At 62.1% G+C, this 19,998-nt stretch carries 17 protein-coding genes; 11 read left to right on the top strand and 6 right to left on the bottom strand.

The window, feature by feature from the left end; all coding sequences use genetic code 11:
• Positions 1-96: 96 nt before the first annotated feature.
• Positions 97-2,514, bottom strand: a complete 2,418-nt coding sequence (locus R1T45_RS11220; protein ID WP_317390853.1) for an ATP-dependent helicase — start codon at positions 2,512-2,514, stop codon at positions 97-99.
• Between the two features lie 188 nt (positions 2,515-2,702).
• On the opposite strand from R1T45_RS11220, the gene R1T45_RS11215 reads away from it, so the two are divergent.
• From R1T45_RS11215 to R1T45_RS11195, 5 genes are all read left to right on the top strand, one after another.
• Positions 2,703-3,476: a hypothetical protein gene (locus tag R1T45_RS11215; RefSeq protein ID WP_120351391.1), complete on the top strand. Its 774-nt coding sequence runs from the start codon at positions 2,703-2,705 to the stop codon at positions 3,474-3,476.
• Between the two features lie 122 nt (positions 3,477-3,598).
• Complete coding sequence (locus tag R1T45_RS11210) at positions 3,599-4,747, top strand: alpha-hydroxy acid oxidase (protein WP_317390852.1); 1,149 nt, start codon at positions 3,599-3,601, stop codon at positions 4,745-4,747.
• A 101-nt stretch (positions 4,748-4,848) separates the two neighbouring features.
• The gene (locus R1T45_RS11205) at positions 4,849-8,289 is read left to right on the top strand and encodes a pyruvate carboxylase (protein WP_317390851.1); all 3,441 of its coding nucleotides are present in this window, start codon (positions 4,849-4,851) and stop codon (positions 8,287-8,289) included.
• A 49-nt stretch (positions 8,290-8,338) separates the two neighbouring features.
• Positions 8,339-8,713 carry a VOC family protein gene (locus tag R1T45_RS11200; protein ID WP_132444465.1) on the top strand — a complete coding sequence of 125 codons (375 nt, stop codon included), beginning with the start codon at positions 8,339-8,341 and terminating at the stop codon, positions 8,711-8,713.
• 73 nt (positions 8,714-8,786) lie between these two features.
• Complete coding sequence (locus R1T45_RS11195) at positions 8,787-9,269, top strand: DUF2244 domain-containing protein (RefSeq protein ID WP_317391075.1); 483 nt, start codon at positions 8,787-8,789, stop codon at positions 9,267-9,269.
• A gap of 51 nt (positions 9,270-9,320) precedes the next feature.
• Here the strand turns inward: R1T45_RS11195 and R1T45_RS11190 are convergent, their stop codons facing one another.
• Positions 9,321-9,779 carry a GatB/YqeY domain-containing protein gene (locus R1T45_RS11190; RefSeq protein ID WP_067622724.1) on the bottom strand — a complete coding sequence of 153 codons (459 nt, stop codon included), beginning with the start codon at positions 9,777-9,779 and terminating at the stop codon, positions 9,321-9,323.
• A 194-nt stretch (positions 9,780-9,973) separates the two neighbouring features.
• Here R1T45_RS11190 and carA point away from each other — a divergent pair, with 194 nt between their 5' ends.
• Both carA and R1T45_RS11180 read left to right on the top strand, forming a co-directional pair.
• Entirely contained in the window at positions 9,974-11,134 is a 1,161-nt protein-coding gene (carA, locus tag R1T45_RS11185) for a glutamine-hydrolyzing carbamoyl-phosphate synthase small subunit (RefSeq protein ID WP_132444464.1), read from the top strand.
• Between the two features lie 93 nt (positions 11,135-11,227).
• Positions 11,228-13,174 carry a glycosyltransferase family 2 protein gene (locus R1T45_RS11180; protein WP_317390850.1) on the top strand — a complete coding sequence of 649 codons (1,947 nt, stop codon included), beginning with the start codon at positions 11,228-11,230 and terminating at the stop codon, positions 13,172-13,174.
• Here the strand turns inward: R1T45_RS11180 and R1T45_RS11175 are convergent.
• The gene (locus tag R1T45_RS11175; RefSeq protein WP_067622715.1) at positions 13,125-13,778 is read right to left on the bottom strand and encodes a GntR family transcriptional regulator; all 654 of its coding nucleotides are present in this window, start codon (positions 13,776-13,778) and stop codon (positions 13,125-13,127) included. The genes R1T45_RS11180 and R1T45_RS11175 overlap by 50 nt on opposite strands.
• Positions 13,779-13,879: 101 nt before the next feature.
• Here R1T45_RS11175 and R1T45_RS11170 point away from each other — a divergent pair, with 101 nt between their 5' ends.
• Together R1T45_RS11170 and R1T45_RS11165 are read left to right on the top strand one after the other, a co-directional pair.
• Positions 13,880-14,530 carry a pyrimidine 5'-nucleotidase gene (locus tag R1T45_RS11170; protein ID WP_317391074.1) on the top strand — a complete coding sequence of 217 codons (651 nt, stop codon included), beginning with the start codon at positions 13,880-13,882 and terminating at the stop codon, positions 14,528-14,530.
• The gene (locus tag R1T45_RS11165) at positions 14,527-15,726 is read left to right on the top strand and encodes a UbiH/UbiF family hydroxylase (protein WP_317390849.1); all 1,200 of its coding nucleotides are present in this window, start codon (positions 14,527-14,529) and stop codon (positions 15,724-15,726) included. The genes R1T45_RS11170 and R1T45_RS11165 overlap by 4 nt, the downstream gene beginning before the upstream one ends.
• Positions 15,727-15,744: 18 nt before the next feature.
• Here the strand turns inward: R1T45_RS11165 and R1T45_RS11160 are convergent, their stop codons facing one another.
• The 3 genes from R1T45_RS11160 to R1T45_RS11150 form a co-directional block, all read right to left on the bottom strand.
• Positions 15,745-16,869, bottom strand: a complete 1,125-nt coding sequence (locus tag R1T45_RS11160; RefSeq protein WP_132444462.1) for an aminotransferase class V-fold PLP-dependent enzyme — start codon at positions 16,867-16,869, stop codon at positions 15,745-15,747.
• 62 nt (positions 16,870-16,931) lie between these two features.
• A complete protein-coding gene (locus tag R1T45_RS11155) occupies positions 16,932-17,387 on the bottom strand; it encodes an Lrp/AsnC family transcriptional regulator (RefSeq protein ID WP_132444461.1) in 456 nt (151 codons plus the stop codon).
• Positions 17,384-17,839, bottom strand: a complete 456-nt coding sequence (locus R1T45_RS11150) for an Lrp/AsnC family transcriptional regulator (RefSeq protein WP_317390848.1) — start codon at positions 17,837-17,839, stop codon at positions 17,384-17,386. The genes R1T45_RS11155 and R1T45_RS11150 overlap by 4 nt, the downstream gene beginning before the upstream one ends.
• 134 nt (positions 17,840-17,973) lie before the next feature.
• Here R1T45_RS11150 and ilvC point away from each other — a divergent pair, with 134 nt between their 5' ends.
• Entirely contained in the window at positions 17,974-18,996 is a 1,023-nt protein-coding gene (gene ilvC / locus R1T45_RS11145; RefSeq protein ID WP_067622701.1) for a ketol-acid reductoisomerase, read from the top strand.
• Between the two features lie 76 nt (positions 18,997-19,072).
• Positions 19,073-19,993 (top strand): DMT family transporter, encoded by a 921-nt coding sequence (locus R1T45_RS11140; protein WP_317390847.1) that lies wholly within the window; start codon positions 19,073-19,075, stop codon positions 19,991-19,993.
• Positions 19,994-19,998 lie beyond the last annotated feature (5 nt).

Genomic DNA, 19,998 nt, shown 5'->3' with positions numbered 1-19,998 from the left:
CGGCGGCACCTTCCTCCCAAGGTGTCGTCGTTTTTGTTTTTAAGGCCTTGTTTAGGCGGGCTTTTGACTGCCTCGCCTTAGCGGTACGATGGCGCGTCAGAACGGCACGTCGTTACCACCGGTCAGGAAACGCGACACGACCTTCTTGGTCCCGGCCTTTTCAAAAGCGACTTCCATCTTGTCGCCCTCCATACCGATTACCTCGCCATAGCCGAATTTATCGTGGAAAACCCGCTCGCCCATTTCAAAGGCAGCGACCGCCTGCATGTCGATCGTGACATTGCGGCTTTCGCGCGGCTGACTGGTGCCCCGCGCCCCGCTACGCGATTGCAGGCGTTTCCACCCCGGGGAGTTATAGACATTGGCGCTTGCCGCGCGGTCATGCAGGTCGGATTGCGGCATCGCGGCGCCGAAACCACCGCCGTAAAGCCCCGGCGGGGTCAGCACATCCACATGCTCTTCGGGCAGCTCATCAATAAAACGGGACGGCATCGCGTTTTGCCACTGACCAAAGACCCGGCGATTGGCAGCGAAAGAGATCGTGCAAATCTGCTCGGCGCGGGTGATGCCAACATAGGCCAGCCGTCGCTCTTCTTCGAGCCCCTTTAACCCGCTTTCATCCATCGAGCGCTGCGAGGGGAACAATCCGTCCTCCCAACCCGGCAGGAAAACCATAGGGAATTCCAACCCCTTGGCCGCATGAAGCGTCATGATCGAGACCTTCTCGCCGTCGCCTTCCTGTTCATTGTCCATGATCAGGCTGACATGTTCGAGGAAGCCTTGCAGGTTTTCGAACCCTTCCAGCGCTTTCACAAGCTCTTTGAGGTTCTCCAACCGCCCCGGCGCTTCGGGCGTTTTGTCATTCTGCCACATGCCGGTATAGCCGCTTTCGTCGAGAATCATTTCGGCCAGTTCAACATGAGAGACCTCGGGCGGGCCGTAATCGACCCGCAGCGGCGCCGCGCCATCATCAAGCACCGCGTCGTCTTCGCTGATCTCGATCCGGGGGCCTTGCAGCATTGCTGCCCAACGGTCGATCCCGTCGATCAACAGCCGCAGTTGTGCTGCCCCTTTGCCGCTGATCCCCCCGTGTGCCAAGAGGATTCGCGCCCCTTCGACAAGGTTCACCCCATGTTCGCGCGCGGTGCGCTGGATTTTCTGCTGCGCCTTTTCACCCAAACCGCGTTTTGGCGTGTTCACGATTCGCTCAAAGGCCAGATCATCGTCGGGGCTGGTGACCACGCGGAAATAGGCCATGGCATCGCGGATTTCCAAACGCTCATAGAATTGGGGGCCACCGATCACCTTGTAAGGCAGGCCGATGGTCAGAAATCGGTCTTCAAAGGCGCGCATCTGGTGGCTTGCCCGAACCAGAATCGCCATGTCATCCAGCGAGAATGGGTCGAGCCCTCGTGAGCCACGCTGCGCGGATTCGATCTCATCCCCGATCCAGCGCGCCTCTTCCTCACCATCCCAATGGCCGATCAGGCGCACTTTCTCGCCCTCGGTCTCCTCGGTCCACAGGGTCTTGCCCAACCGCCCCTCATTACCCGCGATCACGCCAGACGCGGCGGCCAAAATATGCGGGGTCGAGCGGTAATTCTGCTCGAGCTTCACCACATGGGCGCCGGGGAAATCCGTCTCGAACCGCAGAATGTTGCCCACCTCGGCCCCGCGCCAGCCATAGATCGACTGGTCGTCGTCACCGACGCAACAAATATTCTTGTGCCCCTGCGCCAGCAGCCGCAGCCAGAGGTATTGGGCCACGTTGGTATCCTGATATTCGTCGACGAGGATGTATTTGAACCAGCGCTGATACTGGGCCAGCACATCCGGGTGTGCCTGAAAAATCGTCACCATATGCAACAGCAGATCACCGAAGTCGGTGGCGTTCAGCTCAACCAGACGGCGTTGATATTGCGCGTATATCTCCGGCCCACGGTGGTTATAGGCCCCGGCATCCGCGCTTGGAATCTTATCGGGGGTCAAGGCGCGGTTCTTCCAGCCGTCGATGATCCCCGCCAGCATCCGCGCGGGCCAGCGTTTGTCGTCGATCCCCTCTGCGGCGACCAGTTGTTTGAGCAGGCGCAGCTGGTCATCCGTATCGAGGATCGTGAAATTGCTTTTCAGCCCCACCAATTCCGCATGGCGCCGCAGCAGCTTGACGCAGATCGCGTGGAACGTGCCCAGCCACGGCATCCCCTCCACTTGCTGGCCTAGCATCTGACCCACGCGGTTCTTCATCTCCCGCGCGGCTTTGTTGGTGAAGGTGACCGCCAACACCTCATGCGGCCGCGCGCGCCCGGTGTTGAGCAGATGCACGATTCGCGCCGTCAGCGCCCGCGTCTTACCGGTGCCCGCCCCGGCAAGCATCAACACAGGGCCATCCAATGTCTCCACCGCAGCACGCTGGGCGGGGTTCAACCCCTCCAGATAAGGCTGCGGGCGCGCAGCCATGGCGCGGGCGGACAGGGAAGCGCCCTCAAAGGCGTCCATTTCGTCAAAATCACTCATGCCCACAATCTAGCGCGTCCGCGATACGAGATAAAGAGACGTTCCACAAATGTTCTTTCGAAAGACTACTAGGCGCCATGGGGCGGGGGCGCAATGACAGGGAATTTCAAATGCAGGGCAAATCTTTACCCGTTGATAATGCTTTGGCGGCAATGTGATGGCACAACGACAAACGAGAGGAACCGCTCATGTTCAGAAACGATGATACTTCGGTACTGCGCCGAGAGATTGACCGGTTCAAGCTGCCGATGTTCATTGCGGAATTGAACGCCGACAGCGGGCACTTCGAACTTCTTGCCCTCAACACCGCCCATGAGGCGCACAGCGGCATGGTGATGGATGAGGTGATAAACCGCCCCCTGCACAGTTTAATGCCCTATGAAGAGGCTGAGGCGGTGAATGAACGCTATGCGCGCTGCGTCTCAAACGCGGGTCAAATCCGCTACCGTGAGATGCTGCATATGCCGCGTGGGCCGCTGATCTGGGACACCACGCTGCATCATGTCCAGTCCTACCGCGGTCTTGATCGGGTTGTGGGCAGCGCTATTGTGGTGGAACGGGTGCAACGGGATAACCGCGACACCCTCGCTTTTGAAGATGTGCGCTATTTCGCGGCGACCTCTTCGTTCAAACTCGAACAAATTTCCACGGTGCTGGATGCCGCTGAAAAAGGGCTGATCGACCCGGCGAAACTCACCGGATCGGCGGGGATGCTGGCCGGGCTTTGCCGCGCCATCGACAGCACAATGCAAGAGCTCCGCTCGATCGCGCAGGAACGTCTGGATGCCGAGGCGACCCCGACCGTGCATTTGATCGATATGGATGGGGGGACCAACGGCGACAGCGACGAAATCGAAGCGGCCATCGCAGCACTTGTGGATATGGCCGACAACCTACCCACCGCGCCGAACCGTAAGATCAGCGAAGCAGCACCGCTTGCCCGGTCAACTTTCCGCCAGTAACCCGGCGGGCGGAAAACAGCGCTGCACGCGCAGCGCCCTTACGCCGACGGCGGAGCGCCGGCTCGATCTCCGCGCTTCCTCTCTATCTGGACAATCCGTAACCCTTTGGCGCAAATGCCGCCATGGACCTACATGCAACCTATCCCGCCCTTTCGGACCTTCGCAGTCGCGCGCAATCGCGCCTGCCTAAATTCGTTTGGGAATACCTTGATTCCGCAACCGGGACGGAGGCCACCAAACACCGCAACCGCGCGGCCTTGGACCGTGTCGGGCTTATGCCATCGGTGTTGCACGGTGAATTCACACCTGATCTCAGCGTTGAGCTGATGGGCCAAAAGCTGCCCCTGCCCTTCGGCATGTCCCCCTTGGGCATGTCCGGCCTGATCTGGCCCGATGCCGAAGCTCACCTTGCCCGCGCGGCGGATCGGGCGGGCATTCCCTTTGGCCTTTCCACCGTTGCCGCCACAAGCCCCGAAGATATTGCACCCCATCTGGGCGCGCATGGTTGGTTCCAACTCTACCCCCCGCGGGACCCCGAGATTCGCACCGACATGCTGGCCCGCGCCAAGGCCGCGGATTTTACCACACTCGTCCTTACCGTCGATGTTCCGGTTGCCTCGCGCCGTGAGCGGCAGACCCGATCTGGCTTGACCAGCCCGCCCAAGCTTACCCCCCGCCTGATGGCACAGGTGGCGATGCGGCCCGCTTGGGCCATGGGCATGGCGCGGCGTGGTCTGCCCCATATGAAGATGCTCGACAAATATACCGAAGGCACGGCCAGCGCGAACCTACCGCCAACCGCCCATGTCGGCTATCTGCTGCGCACCGCGCCCGATTGGGACTATCTGCACTGGCTGCGCGCCCATTGGGATGGCCCGCTGGTGATCAAAGGTGTCTTGCGCCCAGAAGATGCGACCGCCCTAGAGAAAGCCGGCGCGGATGCGATCTGGGTCTCGAACCACGCGGGCCGTCAGTTCGACGCAGCCCCGGCCAGCGCCGAGGCGCTGCCCGCCATTCGCGCGGCCACGAAATTGCCGGTGATCTTCGACAGCGGCGTGGAATCGGGTCTCGACATTCTGCGCGCCTTCGCGCTCGGCGCGGATTTCGTCATGCTTGGCCGGGCTTTCCACTTTGCCCTCGCGGCGCTTGGACCGCGCGGGGTTGATCACCTGATCGATCTGCTCGCGCGCGATCTTACTGCCAATATGGGGCAGTTGGGCGCAGGCACCCTGCGCGACCTGCCCGCCCCCTTCGATCTCTCGCCGCTCTGATCGGAAAGCTTGCAGAAATGTGACAAAGAGTGCCACAGCCCTCTTGCGCTGCACCGCAGCATCCCTAAGCTGCCTTCAAAACCAGCAGGGGAGACCAGCCAGTGACCGATTTCAAAAAGATCCTGATCGCCAACCGCGGTGAAATCGCAATCCGCATCATGCGCGCCGCCAATGAGATGGGCAAGAAAACGGTCGCGGTCTACGCCGAAGAAGACAAACTTGGGCTGCATCGGTTCAAAGCGGATGAGGCCTACCGCATTGGCGAGGGCCTCGGCCCCGTCGCCGCCTACCTTAGCATCGACGAGATGATCCGCGTGGCCAAGGCCGCCGGCGCTGACGCGATCCACCCCGGCTACGGTCTGCTTTCAGAGAACCCCGAGTTCGTCGATGCCTGCGAGCAGAACGGCATCACCTTCATCGGCCCCCGCGCCGAAACCATGCGCGCTTTGGGCGACAAAGCCTCCGCCCGCCGCGTTGCCATGGAAGCCGGCGTGCCGGTCATTCCTGCGACCGAAGTGCTGGGTGACGACATGGACGCAATCCGCGCCGAGGCGAAGGAAGTCGGCTATCCGCTGATGCTCAAAGCCTCATGGGGCGGCGGTGGTCGTGGCATGCGCCCGATCATGTCGGAAAAGGAACTCGAGGAAAAAGTCCGCGAGGGCCGTCGCGAGGCCGAAGCCGCCTTTGGCAATGGCGAGGGCTATCTGGAGAAGATGATCCTGCGCGCGCGCCATGTCGAAGTGCAAATTCTCGGTGACAAACAGGGGGATATCTACCACCTCTATGAGCGCGACTGCTCTGTCCAGCGCCGCAACCAAAAGGTCGTTGAGCGCGCCCCCGCGCCATACCTTTCCGAGGACCAACGCGCCGAGATCTGCGAGCTTGGCCGCAAAATCTGTGCCCATGTGAACTATGAATGCGCCGGCACTGTCGAATTCCTGATGGATATGGACGACGGTAAATTCTACTTCATCGAAGTGAACCCGCGCGTGCAGGTCGAACATACCGTCACCGAAGAGGTCACCGGCATCGACATCGTCCGCGCGCAAATCCTCATCGCCGAGGGCAAACCACTGGCCGAAGCCACCGGCAAGGCGCGTCAGGAAGACATCACCCTCACCGGTCACGCGCTGCAGACCCGCGTCACGACTGAGGACCCGCAGAACAACTTCATCCCCGACTATGGCCGCATCACCGCCTACCGTTCGGCCACCGGCATGGGCATCCGTCTGGATGGCGGCACCGCCTATGCGGGCGGGGTGATCACGCGCTACTACGACAGTCTGCTGACCAAGGTCACGGCCAAGGCGCCCACGCCAGAGATGGCGATTGCGCGGATGGACCGCGCCTTGCGCGAATTCCGCGTGCGCGGCGTGTCGACCAACATCGCCTTCGTAGAAAACCTGCTGAAGCACCCGACGTTTTTGAACAACGAATACACCACCAAGTTCATCGACGAGACGCCGGAGCTTTTCAACTTCAAGCAGCGCCGCGACCGCGCCACCAAGGTGCTGACCTATATCGCCGACATCACCGTCAACGGCCATCCCGAGACCAAGGGCCACGCCCTGCCTGCTGCCCATGTTCGCGATCCCAAACCGCCCGTGTTGCATGGCGAGCCGCAGATGGGCACGCGCAACCTGTTGGAGCAAAAGGGCCCACAGGCTGTGGCCGATTGGATGGGGCAACAACGTCAGTTGCTGATCACCGATACCACCATGCGCGACGCGCATCAGTCGCTTCTGGCGACCCGGATGCGCAGCCTCGACATGATCAAGGTGGCCCCCGCCTATGCCGCCAATCTGCCCCAGCTTTTCTCTGTCGAATGCTGGGGCGGCGCGACCTTTGATGTGGCCTACCGCTTTTTGCAGGAATGCCCGTGGCAGCGCCTGCGGGATCTGCGCGCGGCCCTGCCCAATGTGATGACCCAAATGCTGCTGCGCGCCTCCAACGGCGTGGGCTATACCAACTACCCCGACAACGTTGTGCAGAAATTCGTCGCGACAGCGGCGAATACCGGCGTCGATGTCTTCCGCGTTTTCGACAGTCTGAACTGGGTTGAGAACATGCGCGTGGCGATGGATGCGGTGGTCTCCTCCGGCAAGGTCTGCGAAGGCACGATCTGCTACACCGGCGACATTTTCGATCCGGATCGCGCGAAATACGACCTTCAGTATTACGTCAACATGGGCAAGGATTTGAAAGCCGCCGGCGCGCATGTGCTGGGGCTGAAAGACATGGCCGGTCTGCTGAAACCCGCCCAAGCCCGCGCGTTGGTCAAAGCGCTGAAATCCGAGGTTGGTCTGCCGATCCACTTCCACACCCATGACACCGCAGGCAGCGCCACCGCCACGATCCTCGCGGCCTCTGAGGCGGGGGTAGACGCTGTCGATTGCGCGATGGATGCGCTTTCTGGCAACACCTCGCAGGCGACGCTCGGCACCGTGGTTTCGGCTCTTCAACACACAGACCGCGACACCGGAATCGACATGAAGGCCGTGCGCGAAATCTCTGATTACTGGGAAGAAGTCCGCGGTCATTACGCGGCATTCGAAACCGGCATGCAGGCGCCCTCCTCCGAGGTCTATTTGCATGAGATGCCCGGCGGTCAGTTCACCAACCTCAAGGCGCAGGCCGCCTCCATGGGGTTGGAGGACCGCTGGCCCGAGGTGGCGCGGACCTATGCGGATGTGAACCAGATGTTCGGCGATATCGTCAAAGTCACGCCCTCGTCCAAGGTTGTGGGCGACATGGCGTTGATGATGGTTTCCCAAGGGCTGACCCGCGCGCAGGTCGAAGATCCGAACGTCGATGTGTCCTTCCCCGACAGCGTGATCGACATGATGCGCGGCAATCTGGGCCAGCCGCCCAACGGTTTTCCGGCAGGCATCGTCAAGAAAGTGCTGAAAGGTGAGACGCCGAACACCGAACGCCCCGGCAAACATCTGGAGCCCGTCGATCTTGAGGCCCTGCGCAAAGAACTGTCCGAGCAATTGGACGGCATGCAGATCGATGATGAAGACCTCTGCGGCTACCTTATGTATCCTAAGGTTTTCCTCGACTACATGGGCCGCCACCGCGTCTATGGTCCGGTCCGCACCCTGCCCACGCATACGTTCTTCTATGGCATGGAGCCGGGCGCTGAGATCTCGGCCGAGATCGACCCCGGCAAGACGTTGGAGATCCGCCTGCAGGCCGAATCCGAGGCCGGTGAAGATGGCGAAGTGAAGGTCTTCTTTGAGTTGAACGGCCAGCCGCGGGTGATCCGTGTGGCGAACCGTCTGGTCAAGGACGCCACCGTGCAGCGGCCCAAGGCCGAGGCCGGCAACGCCAATCACATCGGTGCGCCGATGCCAGGGGTCGTGGCCTCGGTCGGGGTCAAGGAGGGGCAGCAGGTCAAGGCGGGCGACCTGATTTTGACCATCGAGGCGATGAAGATGGAAACGGGCCTGCATGCAGAGCGTGATGCGGTGGTAAAGGCCGTGCATGTTCAAGCAGGCGGCCAGATCGACGCCAAGGACCTGCTTGTCGAACTAGAGTAAACCACCTGCGGGCGCGGCCTTCTCCGCGCCCGCCACTTGGAGCGAAACGATGCATCTTTCTGCGATAACCTTGATCGTTCCTGACTATGACGCGGGAATCGATTTTTACTGTAGCGTCATGGGGTTCGACCTGACCGAAGACGTTGATCAGGGCCGCAAACGCTGGGTTCGGGTCACCCCGCCCGGCGCGCAGACGGGGTTCATTCTGGCCCGAGCCGATGACGACCAGCAAAAGGCCGCGATTGGCAAACAGGGCGCGGGGCGCGTTTGGCTGTTCTTGAAAGTAGATGATTTCACGGCGGAATTCGACCGTCTGACCGCTGCTGGCGTCATATTTGAAGAATTACCGCGGCACGAGCCCTATGGCAAAGTTGCCGTCTTCCGCGATCCTTTCGGCAACCGCTGGGATCTGCTGGGCGACTGACCGCGTCCCCGCGCCGCATTGCCATCGCCCGCCGCGCCGCTATCTTGGCGGTTGAGTGAGCCTGAGCGATCCCATGCCCTACGAATGGACAACCCCGCCCCGCGCAAATCCGCAGCAGATGCGCCTTTGGCCGCATCAATCCCTGCCCGCGCGCGGCTTTGCGGCTTTCATGCTGGCGACTTTCACGCTGGCGATGATCCCGCTTTTCGCCATGCTCGGCACCGCCCTGCTCTGGGGCCTGCTGCCCTTCGTACTCTTGGCCTTGGGCGCGGTTTACTGGGCCTTGCAGCACAATCACCGCGCCCGGCAAATCGAAGAGGTACTGACCCTCGACGACACCACGGCGCGGCTGATGCATACCACAGCCAAGGGCGAGGTGAAGGATTGGAACTGCAACCGTTATTGGACCCGGGTGAAGAAATACGACGATGACGGCCCGGTGCCACATTACGTCACCCTGCGCGGCGAGGGCCGCGAGGTAGAGATCGGGGCCTTTCTCAGCGAAGAGGAGCGCATCGCGCTGTACGATGATCTGTCACGTCACCTGCACACCTAAAAAGGGCCGGACCCGACGGCCCAGCCCTTCATCTCAAACCCTAACCGCGGCTCAGCTCAGGCGGTCTTTGATGACCGGCCCCACCGCGCCAAAATCCATCTGGCCAGTATAGCGCTCTTTCAGCAGCCCCATGACCTTGCCCATGTCGCGGATTGAGGTCGCGCCCACGTCGGCCACGGCCTTATCCACCGCGGCAGAGGTTTCGGTGACGCTCAGCTGCCGTGGCAGGAACTCTTCGATCACCTCGACTTCTTCGCGCTCCCGCTCCGCAAGGTCCAGACGCCCGCCCTCTTCATAGGCGCGCGCCGATTCCTGACGCTGCTTGGCCATCTTGCTGAGAATGCCCAGCACCTCGGCATCCGACACGCCCTCATCCGTGCCGTTGGCCCGGGCGGCGATGTCCTTGTCCTTGATCGCGGCATTGATAAGCCGCAGCGTCGAAAGCCGGTCCGCCGCCTTGTCTTTCATGGCCTGTTTCAAAGCATCCGAGATGCGCATCCGCAATGACATGGTGGTTTCCTGTGTTTCGCTAAATCCAAGTGTCGCAGCTTACCTGCTCTCTCCGCGCGGAGCAATGGGGGGCGACGGAAGGTAACCCACTGTTATAAAACGATATCTCATTTATCTCCGGCTATTGACCCCGCGCCCGCGCGGGATTAGGTTGCCACCCGTTTACCCGCCCATTTCTGCCCGGAGACTGCCCCATGTCCGCGCCCGCTCGCCCACGCCCAACCGCCTGCCTTGCCCTCGCGGATGGATCGATTTTCTACGGCATGGGGTTTGGCGCCACGGGCCAAACCGTGGCGGAGTTGTGCTTCAACACCGCGATGACCGGTTACCAAGAGATCATGACCGACCCCTCCTATGCGGGTCAGATCGTGACCTTTACCTTCCCGCATATCGGCAATGTCGGCACCAACCCCGAAGATGACGAGACCGGCGATCCGGTCGCCGCCGGGATGGTCGTAAAATGGATGCCCACCACGCCCAGCAGCTGGCGCAACATCCAGCCGCTGTCGGATTGGCTAGCCGCGCGCGGTCGCATCGCCATCGGTGGTATCGACACCCGCCGCCTGACCCGCGCGATCCGCCAGCAGGGCGCGCCGCACGCCGCCCTCGCCCATGACCCGGACGGCAACTTTGACATCGAAGCGCTGGTCGCCACCGCCCGCAGTTTTGCCGGTCTCGAAGGCATGGATCTGGCCAAGGACGTCACCTGCGCCCAGACTTACCGTTGGAACGAGATGCGGTGGGCATGGCCCGACGGCTACGCGCCCCAGACCGAGGCCAAACACAAGGTCGTGGCCGTGGACTATGGCGCAAAACGCAACATCCTGCGCTGCCTCGCCTCTGCGGGCTGCGACGTGACCGTGTTGCCCGCCACCGCGACCTATGACGATATCATGGCGCATAAACCGGACGGCGTGTTCCTCTCGAACGGTCCGGGCGATCCGGCAGCGACCGGCGCCTATGCCGTGCCGATGATCCGCGACGTGCTGGATAAAACCGATCTGCCCGTCTTTGGCATCTGCCTTGGCCACCAGATGCTAGCGTTGGCGCTTGGTGCGACCACGGTCAAGATGAGCCACGGCCACCACGGGGCGAACCACCCGGTCAAAGACTATGACACCGGCAAGGTCGAGATCACCTCAATGAACCACGGTTTCGCGGTCGATGGCCAATCCCTGCCCGAAGGCGTGCGCGAGACGCATGTGTCGCTCTTTGACGGGTCGAACTGCGGCATCCGCGTCGATGGCCGCCCGGTCTGGTCGGTGCAGCACCATCCTGAAGCCAGCCCCGGCCCGCAGGACAGCTACTACCTATTTGAGCGTTTCAGCGAAGCCATGGCCGCGCGTAACGCCTAAAATTTGCCACATGCATTGATTGCATAGGCGGCTGTTAATTCTCAATTAACGGTCGCCTGCCAGTCTCATTCCGGAACCTCGACGGGGCACGGAATGAGCAACCTTCGCCTTAAACTCTCAGCGCCGCGTATGGCCGCCGCGCCCGCCCGCCGGATGCGGTTGGGTCAGCATCTGATTGCGGCGGGGGTCATCGGGCCAAGCGATCTTCTCCACGGGCTCGACCTACAACGCCGGATCGACGCCCCCTTGGGCGAGGTCCTTGCGACCGAAGGGCTGGTCGCGCCTGATGACATCGTCAGGGCGCTCGCCCGGCAGTACGGTGCGCAGCCTGTCGATCTTACGCGCAGCCCCTCCGATCCGCGCCTCTCTGCTCGGATACCCGCGCGCCTCTGTCTGAAATTTGGCGCGGTGCCTTGGCTTGAACTGGGGGACCGGCTTTTCGTGGCCAGCAGCCGTCCCGCCGAATTTTCCCAGCTTTGCAGTGCCTTGGGCGAAAGGGGGGAGTCCTTGGTGCTGGTCATCGCCGACCCCCAGCAGGTGCAGACCCAGATCGGCCGTCTTTACGCGACAGAGCTCGCGCATCATGCCGTCACCCGTGTGGCGGACGCCGAAAGCTGTCGAAACTGGGCGGTGCGCAACCGAAAACGGCGGTTTGCGTTGCAGGGCATTCTGCTGTCCCTCGTTGCCCTGCTGGTATTCTTTCCCTCGGCAGTCCTCGCCGTGGCGCTTCTCTGGGGGGCCTTTACGCTGCTTTTGACCAGTGGCCTCAAGGCGGCGGCGCTATGGGCGTGTCTCATCCGGACCGCCCCACCGCGGGCACCGCCGGAGGCCAGTGATATGAAGGGCTTCCGCCTGCCCCGCGTCTCGGTCCTCGTGCCGTTGCTGCATGAGGAAGAGATCGCGCAGGCGCTTATCGCGCGGCTGTCTTGGCTGACCTACCCCAAATCACTGCTGGAGGTGGTCTTGGTCCTCGAAGCAAGCGACAGCCTCACCCGAAAGACCATCGCCCGCACGCCTTTACCGCCGTGGATCAGCGTGATCGAAGTACCCGACGCCGGGGCGCTCAAGACCAAGCCCCGCGCGCTGAACTACGCGCTCGACTTCTGCCGGGGCAGTATCATCGGCGTGTGGGACGCCGAGGATGCGCCAGAGCCGGACCAAATCGAACAGATCGTAACCCGCTTTCAAAACGCGCCTGAGAATGTCGCCTGTTTGCAGGGGATTCTGGATTTTTACAACAGCCGCAGCAATTGGATGGCCCGCTGTTTCGCCATCGAATATGCGACGTGGTGGCGGGTGATCCTACCCGGTGTGGCCCGACTGGGGCTGGTTGTCCCTTTGGGTGGGACAACCCTGTTTTTTCGGCGCGATATCCTTGAACGGCTCGGCGCTTGGGACGCTCATAACGTGACAGAGGATGCCGATCTGGGTCTTCGACTGGCGCGGCGCGGTTATGTGACCGAACTAATACCCACCACCACTTTTGAGGAGGCCAACTGCCGCCCTTGGCCTTGGGTGCGGCAACGATCGCGGTGGCTGAAGGGCTATCTTATCACATGGGCCGTCCATATGCAGAGGCCGCGCGCACTGCTGCAAGACCTCGGGCTGCGGCGGTTCATCGGCGTACAGGCGATCTTTCTCGCGACGGTCTCGCAATTCGCCCTCGCCCCGCTGCTCTGGTCGCTCTGGCTAAGCGTCTTTGGGCTGTACCACCCGGTCACTGATTGGCTTGCCCCACCGCTCATGACGGCGATCTTTGCGCTGTTCATCCTGTCCGAACTGCTGAACCTCTGCGCCTCTGTAATCGCGGTCTCAAACCGCGGGCAGCGCCACCTGCTGCCTTGGGTTATTACATTCCCGCTCTATTTTGCCCTGGGGGCCGTAGCCGCTGCCAAGGCACTTTGTGAGCTCTATCGCAGCCCCCACTTTTGGGACAAAACCGCCCATGGGCATACATTGCCCCACTACGTAAGGCCGCAGAAGAAGACGCCTAAAAATCTTCCTCGCGCCGGGCCGCTTCCTGCTTCAATCGGGTCATGAAGGCGACAGAAATATGCGTGCGCAGCGCCTCATCCGCGCCATCCTCATCGCGCGCTTCGATCATTTCCACGATGCGGTTATGTTCGGCCTGCGCGATCTCACCACGCCCCTCCACCGCAAGCGAAGAGGTCGCCATCAAGGCCATGGAGCGGTGCACAAGGTCAAGCTGTTGCACCAGATAGCGGTTGTGCGACGCCAGATGGATCTGCTTGTGAAACCGCTTATTCGCCCGCGCCAGCGCATTGGGATTGCCCGCCAGCGCGTTGTCGGCATCCACCATCTCGCGCAGCACGCGCACTTCCTCAGCCGTGGCATGGCGCGCGGCCAGACGCGCGGCCAGCCCTTCCAACTCCCCCCGCACGACGTAAAGCTCGGCCATCTGGTTGTGATCCAGCGAGGCCACGATCAGGCTGCGCCCGTCGCGCATCAAAAGCGATTGGGTCTCAAGCCGTTGTAAAGCTTCACGGATCGGGGTGCGCGACACGCCGAAACGCTCGGCCAACTCGCTTTCTACCAGCCGGTCACCGGGGCGATAGGTGCCGATGTCGATGGCCTCTAGAATCATCGAATAAGCGTCGGTCGGGCCGGTTTTGGCGTCGGGCATGAGCTATCTGTCCTTGAAAGTTGCGCCACCTTACTCACCGCGACCATATGCGCAACCCGGGAGGGCTTGCGCGGCTGCCCATCTCGGCCTACCTCTGCGCCATGCCGCGCGATGCTTTCTCTCATGTCACCACTTGGGTCTTCGACCTTGATCAGACGCTCTACCCCCCCGAGGCGCGGCTTTTCGATTTGATCGAAGCGCGTATGGTCGATTGGGTGATGCGCGCCATCAATGTCGACCGGGCCGAGGCCAACCACCTGCGCCAGCACTATTGGCAGACCTATGGCACCACGCTGGCGGGGCTGATGCGCGAACACGGCGTCGATCCCGGCCCCTACCTCACGGATGTGCATGACATCCCGATGGACCGGCTGACCCCCGACCCGCTGCTGGCCCAAGCGATCCGCGTTCTGCCGGGGCGGCGCATCGTCTACACCAATGGCTGCGCGCCCTACGCCGAACGGGTGCTTGAGGCACGCGGCCTTTCGGGGCTTTTCGATGCGGTCTACGGCGTCGAACATGCGGATTTCCTGCCCAAACCCGAAGCCGCCGCCTACGATAAAGTCTTTGCCATCGACGGTTTCCAAACCGCAGCCGCCGCGATGTTTGAGGATGATCCACGCAACCTTGCCGCCCCCCATGCCTTGGGGATGCGCACGGTGCATGTGGCGCCCACACGTGGCGAAGGCGATCACATCCACTACCATACGCAAGACCTCTGCGATTTTCTGACACGGGTGGCGGGCCGATGACCTTTGATTGCGATATTCTGATTTCCGGTGGCGGCATCGCCGGACTGACCGCCGCCGCCGCTTTTGGCGCGGCGGGTTTCGACGTGATCTGCGTCGATCCCACACCGCCCGTCACCGACGGCGCAGCCGAGGGCGCCGACATGCGCTCCACCGCGCTGCTGCAACCATCCCGTCTGCTCTTGGAAGATGCCGGACTATGGGACCGCCTCGCCCCACATGCCGCCCCTTTGCAGATCATGCGGATCGTCGATGCGGGGGGCGATGACCCGAGCCCCCGCGTCACCCGCGAGTTCGATGCCGCCGATATCTCAGATGCCCCCTTCGGCTGGAACTTCCCAAATTGGCTGCTGCGCCGCGAGATTTTGGCCCGCCTGAACGCGCTGCCCAATGTCGATTTTCGCCCCGGCACCGGCACCACCACGCTCTTCACCCGCAGCTCCGAGGCCCGTGTCGGTCTCAGCGATGGCAGCCGCATCAAAACGCGACTGGTGATCGCCGCCGATGGGCGAAAAAGCCCAATGCGCGATGCCGCCGGGATCGAAGTCACCACCCGCCGCTACGGCCAAAAGGCGCTGGCCTTTTGCGTGACACACCCCATCCCGCATGAGAATGTTTCGACCGAAGTACACCGCTCCGGCGGCCCCTTCACCCTCGTCCCCCTGCCCGACCGCGACGGCATGCCCTGCTCCGCCGTGGTTTGGATGGACGACGGTCCCGCGACCCAAGCCCGCGCCACGCTGGATACCGCTGCCTTTGAGGCCGAAGCGACGGCGCGCTCAGCCAATCTTTTCGGGCCGCTGACCCTCGCCAGCCCCCGCGCGCTTTGGCCGATCATCAGCCAAGAGGCCAAGCGCCTCTCCGCCGAACGGGTGGCATTGGTGGCTGAGGCCGCCCATGTGCTGCCCCCCATCGGCGCGCAGGGGCTGAACATGTCGCTAACCGATCTGGCGACGTTGTTGGATCTGGCCCGCAAATCGCCTGAAAAGCTCGGCGATGCCGAGATGCTAGAAGCCTACCACAAGGCCCGCCACACAGACATCAGCCTGCGCGTCCGGGGCATTGACCTGCTCAACCGGGCCAGCCAAGCCAGCAGCCCACTGGCCCGCGATGCGCGGGCGGCAGCGCTTAATGCGCTCTACGCCCTGCCCCATGTGCGCAAGATGCTGATGCAAATGGGGCTGGGCCTGCGCCGCTAACGCGCGGCGCAGCCTGTTTTACAAAACCTCGTCGAGCACAGCCGTCAACCGTGCCACGGTGGCGTCAACGTCATAAAGCTTATCCAGCCCGAACAGCCCCAGACGGAAGGTGCGGAAATCATCCGGCTCTCCCACCTGCAACGGCACGCCCGCTGCAATCTGCATGCCATGAGCGGCAAAGGCCTTGCCGTTCTGCACATCCGGATCGGCGGTGTAGCCGACCACCACGCCCGGCGCGGCAAACCCGTCAGCAGCAACCGAAGTCACCCCCCGTGCGGCCAGCGCCTGCCGCACCGCTTCCCCCAAACGCCACTGCGCTTCTTTCAACCGGTCGAACCCATAATCGCGGGTCTCTTTCACTGTATCACGGAACAGCCGCAGCGCATCCGTCGGCATGGTCGCATGATAGGCATGCCCCCCCGCCTCATAGGCTTTCATGATGTCGCGCCACTTGCGCAGATCGATCGCGAAACTGTCCGATGTGGTCTCATTCAACCGCGCTTCTGCCCGCGCGGACATCATCACCAGCCCAGCGGAAGGCGACGCGCTCCACCCTTTTTGCGGGGCCGAGATCAACACATCGACCCCAAGCGCCTTCATATCCACCCAGACACAGCCCGAGGCGATGCAATCAAGCACCATCAGCGCACCCACTTCATGCGCCGCCGCAGCCATTTCTTTGATGTAGTCATCCGGCAGGATCATGCCCGAGCTAGTCTCCACATGCGGTGCAAACACGACCTGCGGTTTCCCGTCGCGAATAGCTGCGGTGACCTCTTCAATCGGCGCGGGCGCAAAGGGCGCGGGGCTGGCGTTGCCCTGCATCCGCGCCTTCATCACCTCGGCACTCTTGGTAAGATCGGCGCTTTCAATGATCTGGCTCCAACGGTAGGAAAACCACCCGTTGCGTACCACCAACACGTCTTGGCCGCGCGCGAATTGTCGGGCCACGGCCTCCATCGCATAGGTACCGCCGCCGGGCACCAGCGCCACAGCGTCGGCGTTGTACACTTCGCCCAGCCAGCCCGAGAGGTCGCGCATGACCTGCTGAAATTCCGCTGACATGTGGTTGAGCGAACGGTCGGTAAAGACCACGCTGAATTCATCAAGCCCCGTGGGGTCTACCGTGTCGAGCAATGCCATCGTTCTTCCTCCATCTTTCGATCAAAGGCATATGTCCCGCCGCCACAAAAGGCAATTCACGGCTAAAGCGGCCCCGGCAGGCGCTCTTCGCTCAAAAGCACATTGGCCTCCACCTCCCCCGCGCCGGGCAATGTCATGATCCGCCGCCTCAGCACGCGTTCGAAATCGGGCAAATCCCGCGCCACGACCCGCAGCCGGTAGTCGAAAAGCCCCAAGACGTGCTCCACCGTCTGCACTTCGGGAATGGCACTCACCGCCCGCTCGAAATCCTCCAAACTCACCCGCCCCCGCGTGGCCAGTTTGATGCCCAGAAAAACGGTCACACCAAAACCCAAAGCCTCGGCATTCAACCGCAGCCGCCGCCCGGCAATCGCGCCGCCCTCTTCCAACCGCCTGATCCGCCGCCACGTCGCAGGCTGCGACAGGCCCAACCGCCGTCCCAATGCGCTCGCACTCTGTGTGGCATCCCGCGCCAAAGCGCGCAGCAAGGCGCGGTCAATCTCATCAAGCTCAATCACAGCGGCAGCCCCTCCTGCGTTTTGATCCGCGCCACATGCATCAGCGCCTCAATCTCGGCGATATGCGGTAGCGTGAGGATACGACTGCGATAGATCTGCTGGTAATGCCCCATATCCCGCGCGATGATCGACAGCCGCAGATCGACTCGGCCCAAAAACGTCTGAAGCTCGATCACCTCAGGCACCTGCCGCGCCTCTGCCAGAAAGATGTCGAAAGCATTGGCCTGCGTTTTGTCCAGTGTCACCCGCAAGGACACCTCCAACGCATAGCCCAGTGCGGCCCAATCGATCACCACACCGCTGCCCTGCACGATCCCCTGATCCTGCAGCCGGGCAATCCGCCGCGCGGCCTTGCCAGAGGTGATATTGCACCGCTCCGCCAACTCGCCGGGGCTGAGGCTCGGCTCCGCTTGCCAATAGCGCAGAATACGGCGATCCAGATCATCAAGCATGAATTTTCCGTTTTCTAGTGAAACCACGAATAACTATCTTCATTCTTTCACAAATACCTCTGCGATGACAATGGCCACTAGACGCAACATCGCTATGGTGAACCGCAGATAGAGATCAACCAAAGGACAAGATCATGCGCGTTTACTACGACCGCGATTGCGACGTGAACCTCATCAAGGACAAAAAAGTAGCCATCCTCGGCTACGGTTCCCAAGGCCACGCCCACGCCCTGAACCTGCGCGACTCCGGTGCCAAGAACCTCGTCGTCGCCCTGCGCGAAGGCTCTGCCTCCGCCGCCAAGGCCGAAGGCGAAGGTCTCAAGGTCATGGGCATCGCCGAAGCGGCCGCTTGGGCCGACCTGATCATGTTCACCATGCCCGATGAGCTTCAGGCCGAGACCTACAAGAAATACGTGCATGACAACATCCGCGAAGGTGCCGCCATCGCATTCGCCCACGGCCTGAACGTCCACTTCGGCCTGATCGAGCCCAAAGAAGGCGTCGACGTGATCATGATGGCGCCCAAGGGCCCCGGCCACACCGTGCGCGGCGAATACACCAAGGGCGGCGGCGTGCCCTGCCTTGTGGCCGTCGACAAAGACGCATCCGGCAAGGCGCTGGAAATCGGTCTGTCCTATTGCTCTGCCATCGGTGGTGGTCGCTCGGGGATCATTGAGACCAACTTCCGTGAAGAATGCGAAACCGACCTCTTTGGCGAACAGGCCGTGCTCTGCGGTGGTCTGGTCGAACTGATCCGCATGGGCTTTGAGACGCTGGTCGAGGCGGGCTACGCCCCCGAGATGGCCTATTTCGAATGCCTGCACGAAGTGAAGCTGATCGTCGACCTGATCTATGAAGGCGGCATCGCCAACATGAACTACTCGATCTCGAACACGGCGGAATACGGCGAATATGTCTCCGGCCCGCGCATCCTGCCCTACGACGAGACTAAGAAGCGCATGAAAGACGTGCTGACGGACATCCAGAACGGCAAGTTCGTGCGTGACTTCATGCAGGAAAACGCAGTCGGCCAGCCTTCGTTCAAAGCCACACGTCGCATCAACGACGAGCACCGCATCGAACAGGTCGGCGCGAAACTGCGTGAGATGATGCCGTGGATTTCCGCAGGCAAGATGGTGGACAAGGCCAAGAACTGAGCCATCTCCCCCTCAAGATAAGACGACATCGACCCCGGCCTTGCGCCGGGGTCTTTGCCTTTACGCCGGAGCCCCGATGAACACCACGCCTCAGATCACCCGCACCAGCTGGCTGCTGATCGCCATTCTGGGCTTTGTCTGGGGCGGCACCTTTCTGGCCATCGAAATTGCGCTGACGGGCATTACGCCCTTTTGGCTCGCCGCCTCTCGGATCGGGTTTGCGTCGGTGGTGATGCTGGCGCTATGGGCCTGGCGCGGTTTCGCGCTATTCGCCGACCGCCCGACGCGGGGCGTGATCGCGACACTGACCACCATCGGCATTATCAGCTCGGCCCTGCCGTTTTCACTGCTGGCATGGGGGCAGCAATATGTGACCTCTGGCTTTGCCGGGGTGACCATGGCCTCGGTCGCGCTGATCGTCCTGCCCTTGGCGCATTTCCTACTGCCGGGAGAGCGTATGACCCCGCGCAAGGTTGGCGGTTTTGTCATTGGCTTTATCGGCGTGGTGGTATTGATCGGCGGGCAGGCATTTGAAAGCACGGGTGCCGCGATGGAGACTGCGGGCCGTATCGCCTGCGTCGGCGCGGCATCGTGCTATGCCATCAGCTCGATCCTCATGCGCCGCTTGCCGTCGGTAGACCCGATCGGCCTGGCCACGATCCTTATGCTGATCGGTGCAGGCATCATGTTGCCTGCCGCTCTTATCAGCGAAGGCCCGCCGCCCCTGCCCGGCCCCAAGATCGTGGCCGTCTTGGCCTTTCTGGGTCTGGTTCCCACCGCAGGCGCGGCCTTTTTGCGGGTCTATGTGGTGCGCACTGCCGGGCCGGTCTTTATGTCCTTGGTCAATTACCAAGTGCCGGTCTGGTCGGTCCTCTTGGGGGCGCTGGTCTTGTCAGAGCCGCTGCCGATGTCGCTGCTCTATGCAATGGCGCTGATCCTTGCGGGGGTCGGGCTCAGCCAATACGGCGCGCTGAAACGGCTGTTCCAGCGCGGATAGGACAG

The organism is Sulfitobacter sp. LC.270.F.C4, from assembly GCF_032922545.1.
Taxonomy (GTDB): domain Bacteria; phylum Pseudomonadota; class Alphaproteobacteria; order Rhodobacterales; family Rhodobacteraceae; genus Sulfitobacter; species Sulfitobacter profundi.
The sequence above is the reverse complement of the archived record's forward strand: the minus strand, read 5'-3'. Positions and strand labels throughout refer to the sequence as shown.

Coding starts and splice junctions, on each gene's coding strand:
- R1T45_RS11190 (WP_067622724.1), bottom strand. CDS start 9,779: ATGTCATTGCGGATGCGCATCTCGGATGCTTTGAAACAGGCCATGAAA.
- R1T45_RS11195 (WP_317391075.1), top strand. CDS start 8,787: ATGCCCTACGAATGGACAACCCCGCCCCGCGCAAATCCGCAGCAGATG.
- R1T45_RS11200 (WP_132444465.1), top strand. CDS start 8,339: ATGCATCTTTCTGCGATAACCTTGATCGTTCCTGACTATGACGCGGGA.
- R1T45_RS11215 (WP_120351391.1), top strand. CDS start 2,703: ATGTTCAGAAACGATGATACTTCGGTACTGCGCCGAGAGATTGACCGG.
- R1T45_RS11210 (WP_317390852.1), top strand. CDS start 3,599: ATGGACCTACATGCAACCTATCCCGCCCTTTCGGACCTTCGCAGTCGC.
- R1T45_RS11150 (WP_317390848.1), bottom strand. CDS start 17,839: ATGCTTGATGATCTGGATCGCCGTATTCTGCGCTATTGGCAAGCGGAG.
- R1T45_RS11180 (WP_317390850.1), top strand. CDS start 11,228: ATGAGCAACCTTCGCCTTAAACTCTCAGCGCCGCGTATGGCCGCCGCG.
- R1T45_RS11175 (WP_067622715.1), bottom strand. CDS start 13,778: ATGCCCGACGCCAAAACCGGCCCGACCGACGCTTATTCGATGATTCTA.
- R1T45_RS11165 (WP_317390849.1), top strand. CDS start 14,527: ATGACCTTTGATTGCGATATTCTGATTTCCGGTGGCGGCATCGCCGGA.
- R1T45_RS11140 (WP_317390847.1), top strand. CDS start 19,073: ATGAACACCACGCCTCAGATCACCCGCACCAGCTGGCTGCTGATCGCC.
- R1T45_RS11220 (WP_317390853.1), bottom strand. CDS start 2,514: ATGAGTGATTTTGACGAAATGGACGCCTTTGAGGGCGCTTCCCTGTCC.
- R1T45_RS11170 (WP_317391074.1), top strand. CDS start 13,880: ATGCCGCGCGATGCTTTCTCTCATGTCACCACTTGGGTCTTCGACCTT.
- carA (WP_132444464.1), top strand. CDS start 9,974: ATGTCCGCGCCCGCTCGCCCACGCCCAACCGCCTGCCTTGCCCTCGCG.
- R1T45_RS11160 (WP_132444462.1), bottom strand. CDS start 16,869: ATGGCATTGCTCGACACGGTAGACCCCACGGGGCTTGATGAATTCAGC.
- ilvC (WP_067622701.1), top strand. CDS start 17,974: ATGCGCGTTTACTACGACCGCGATTGCGACGTGAACCTCATCAAGGAC.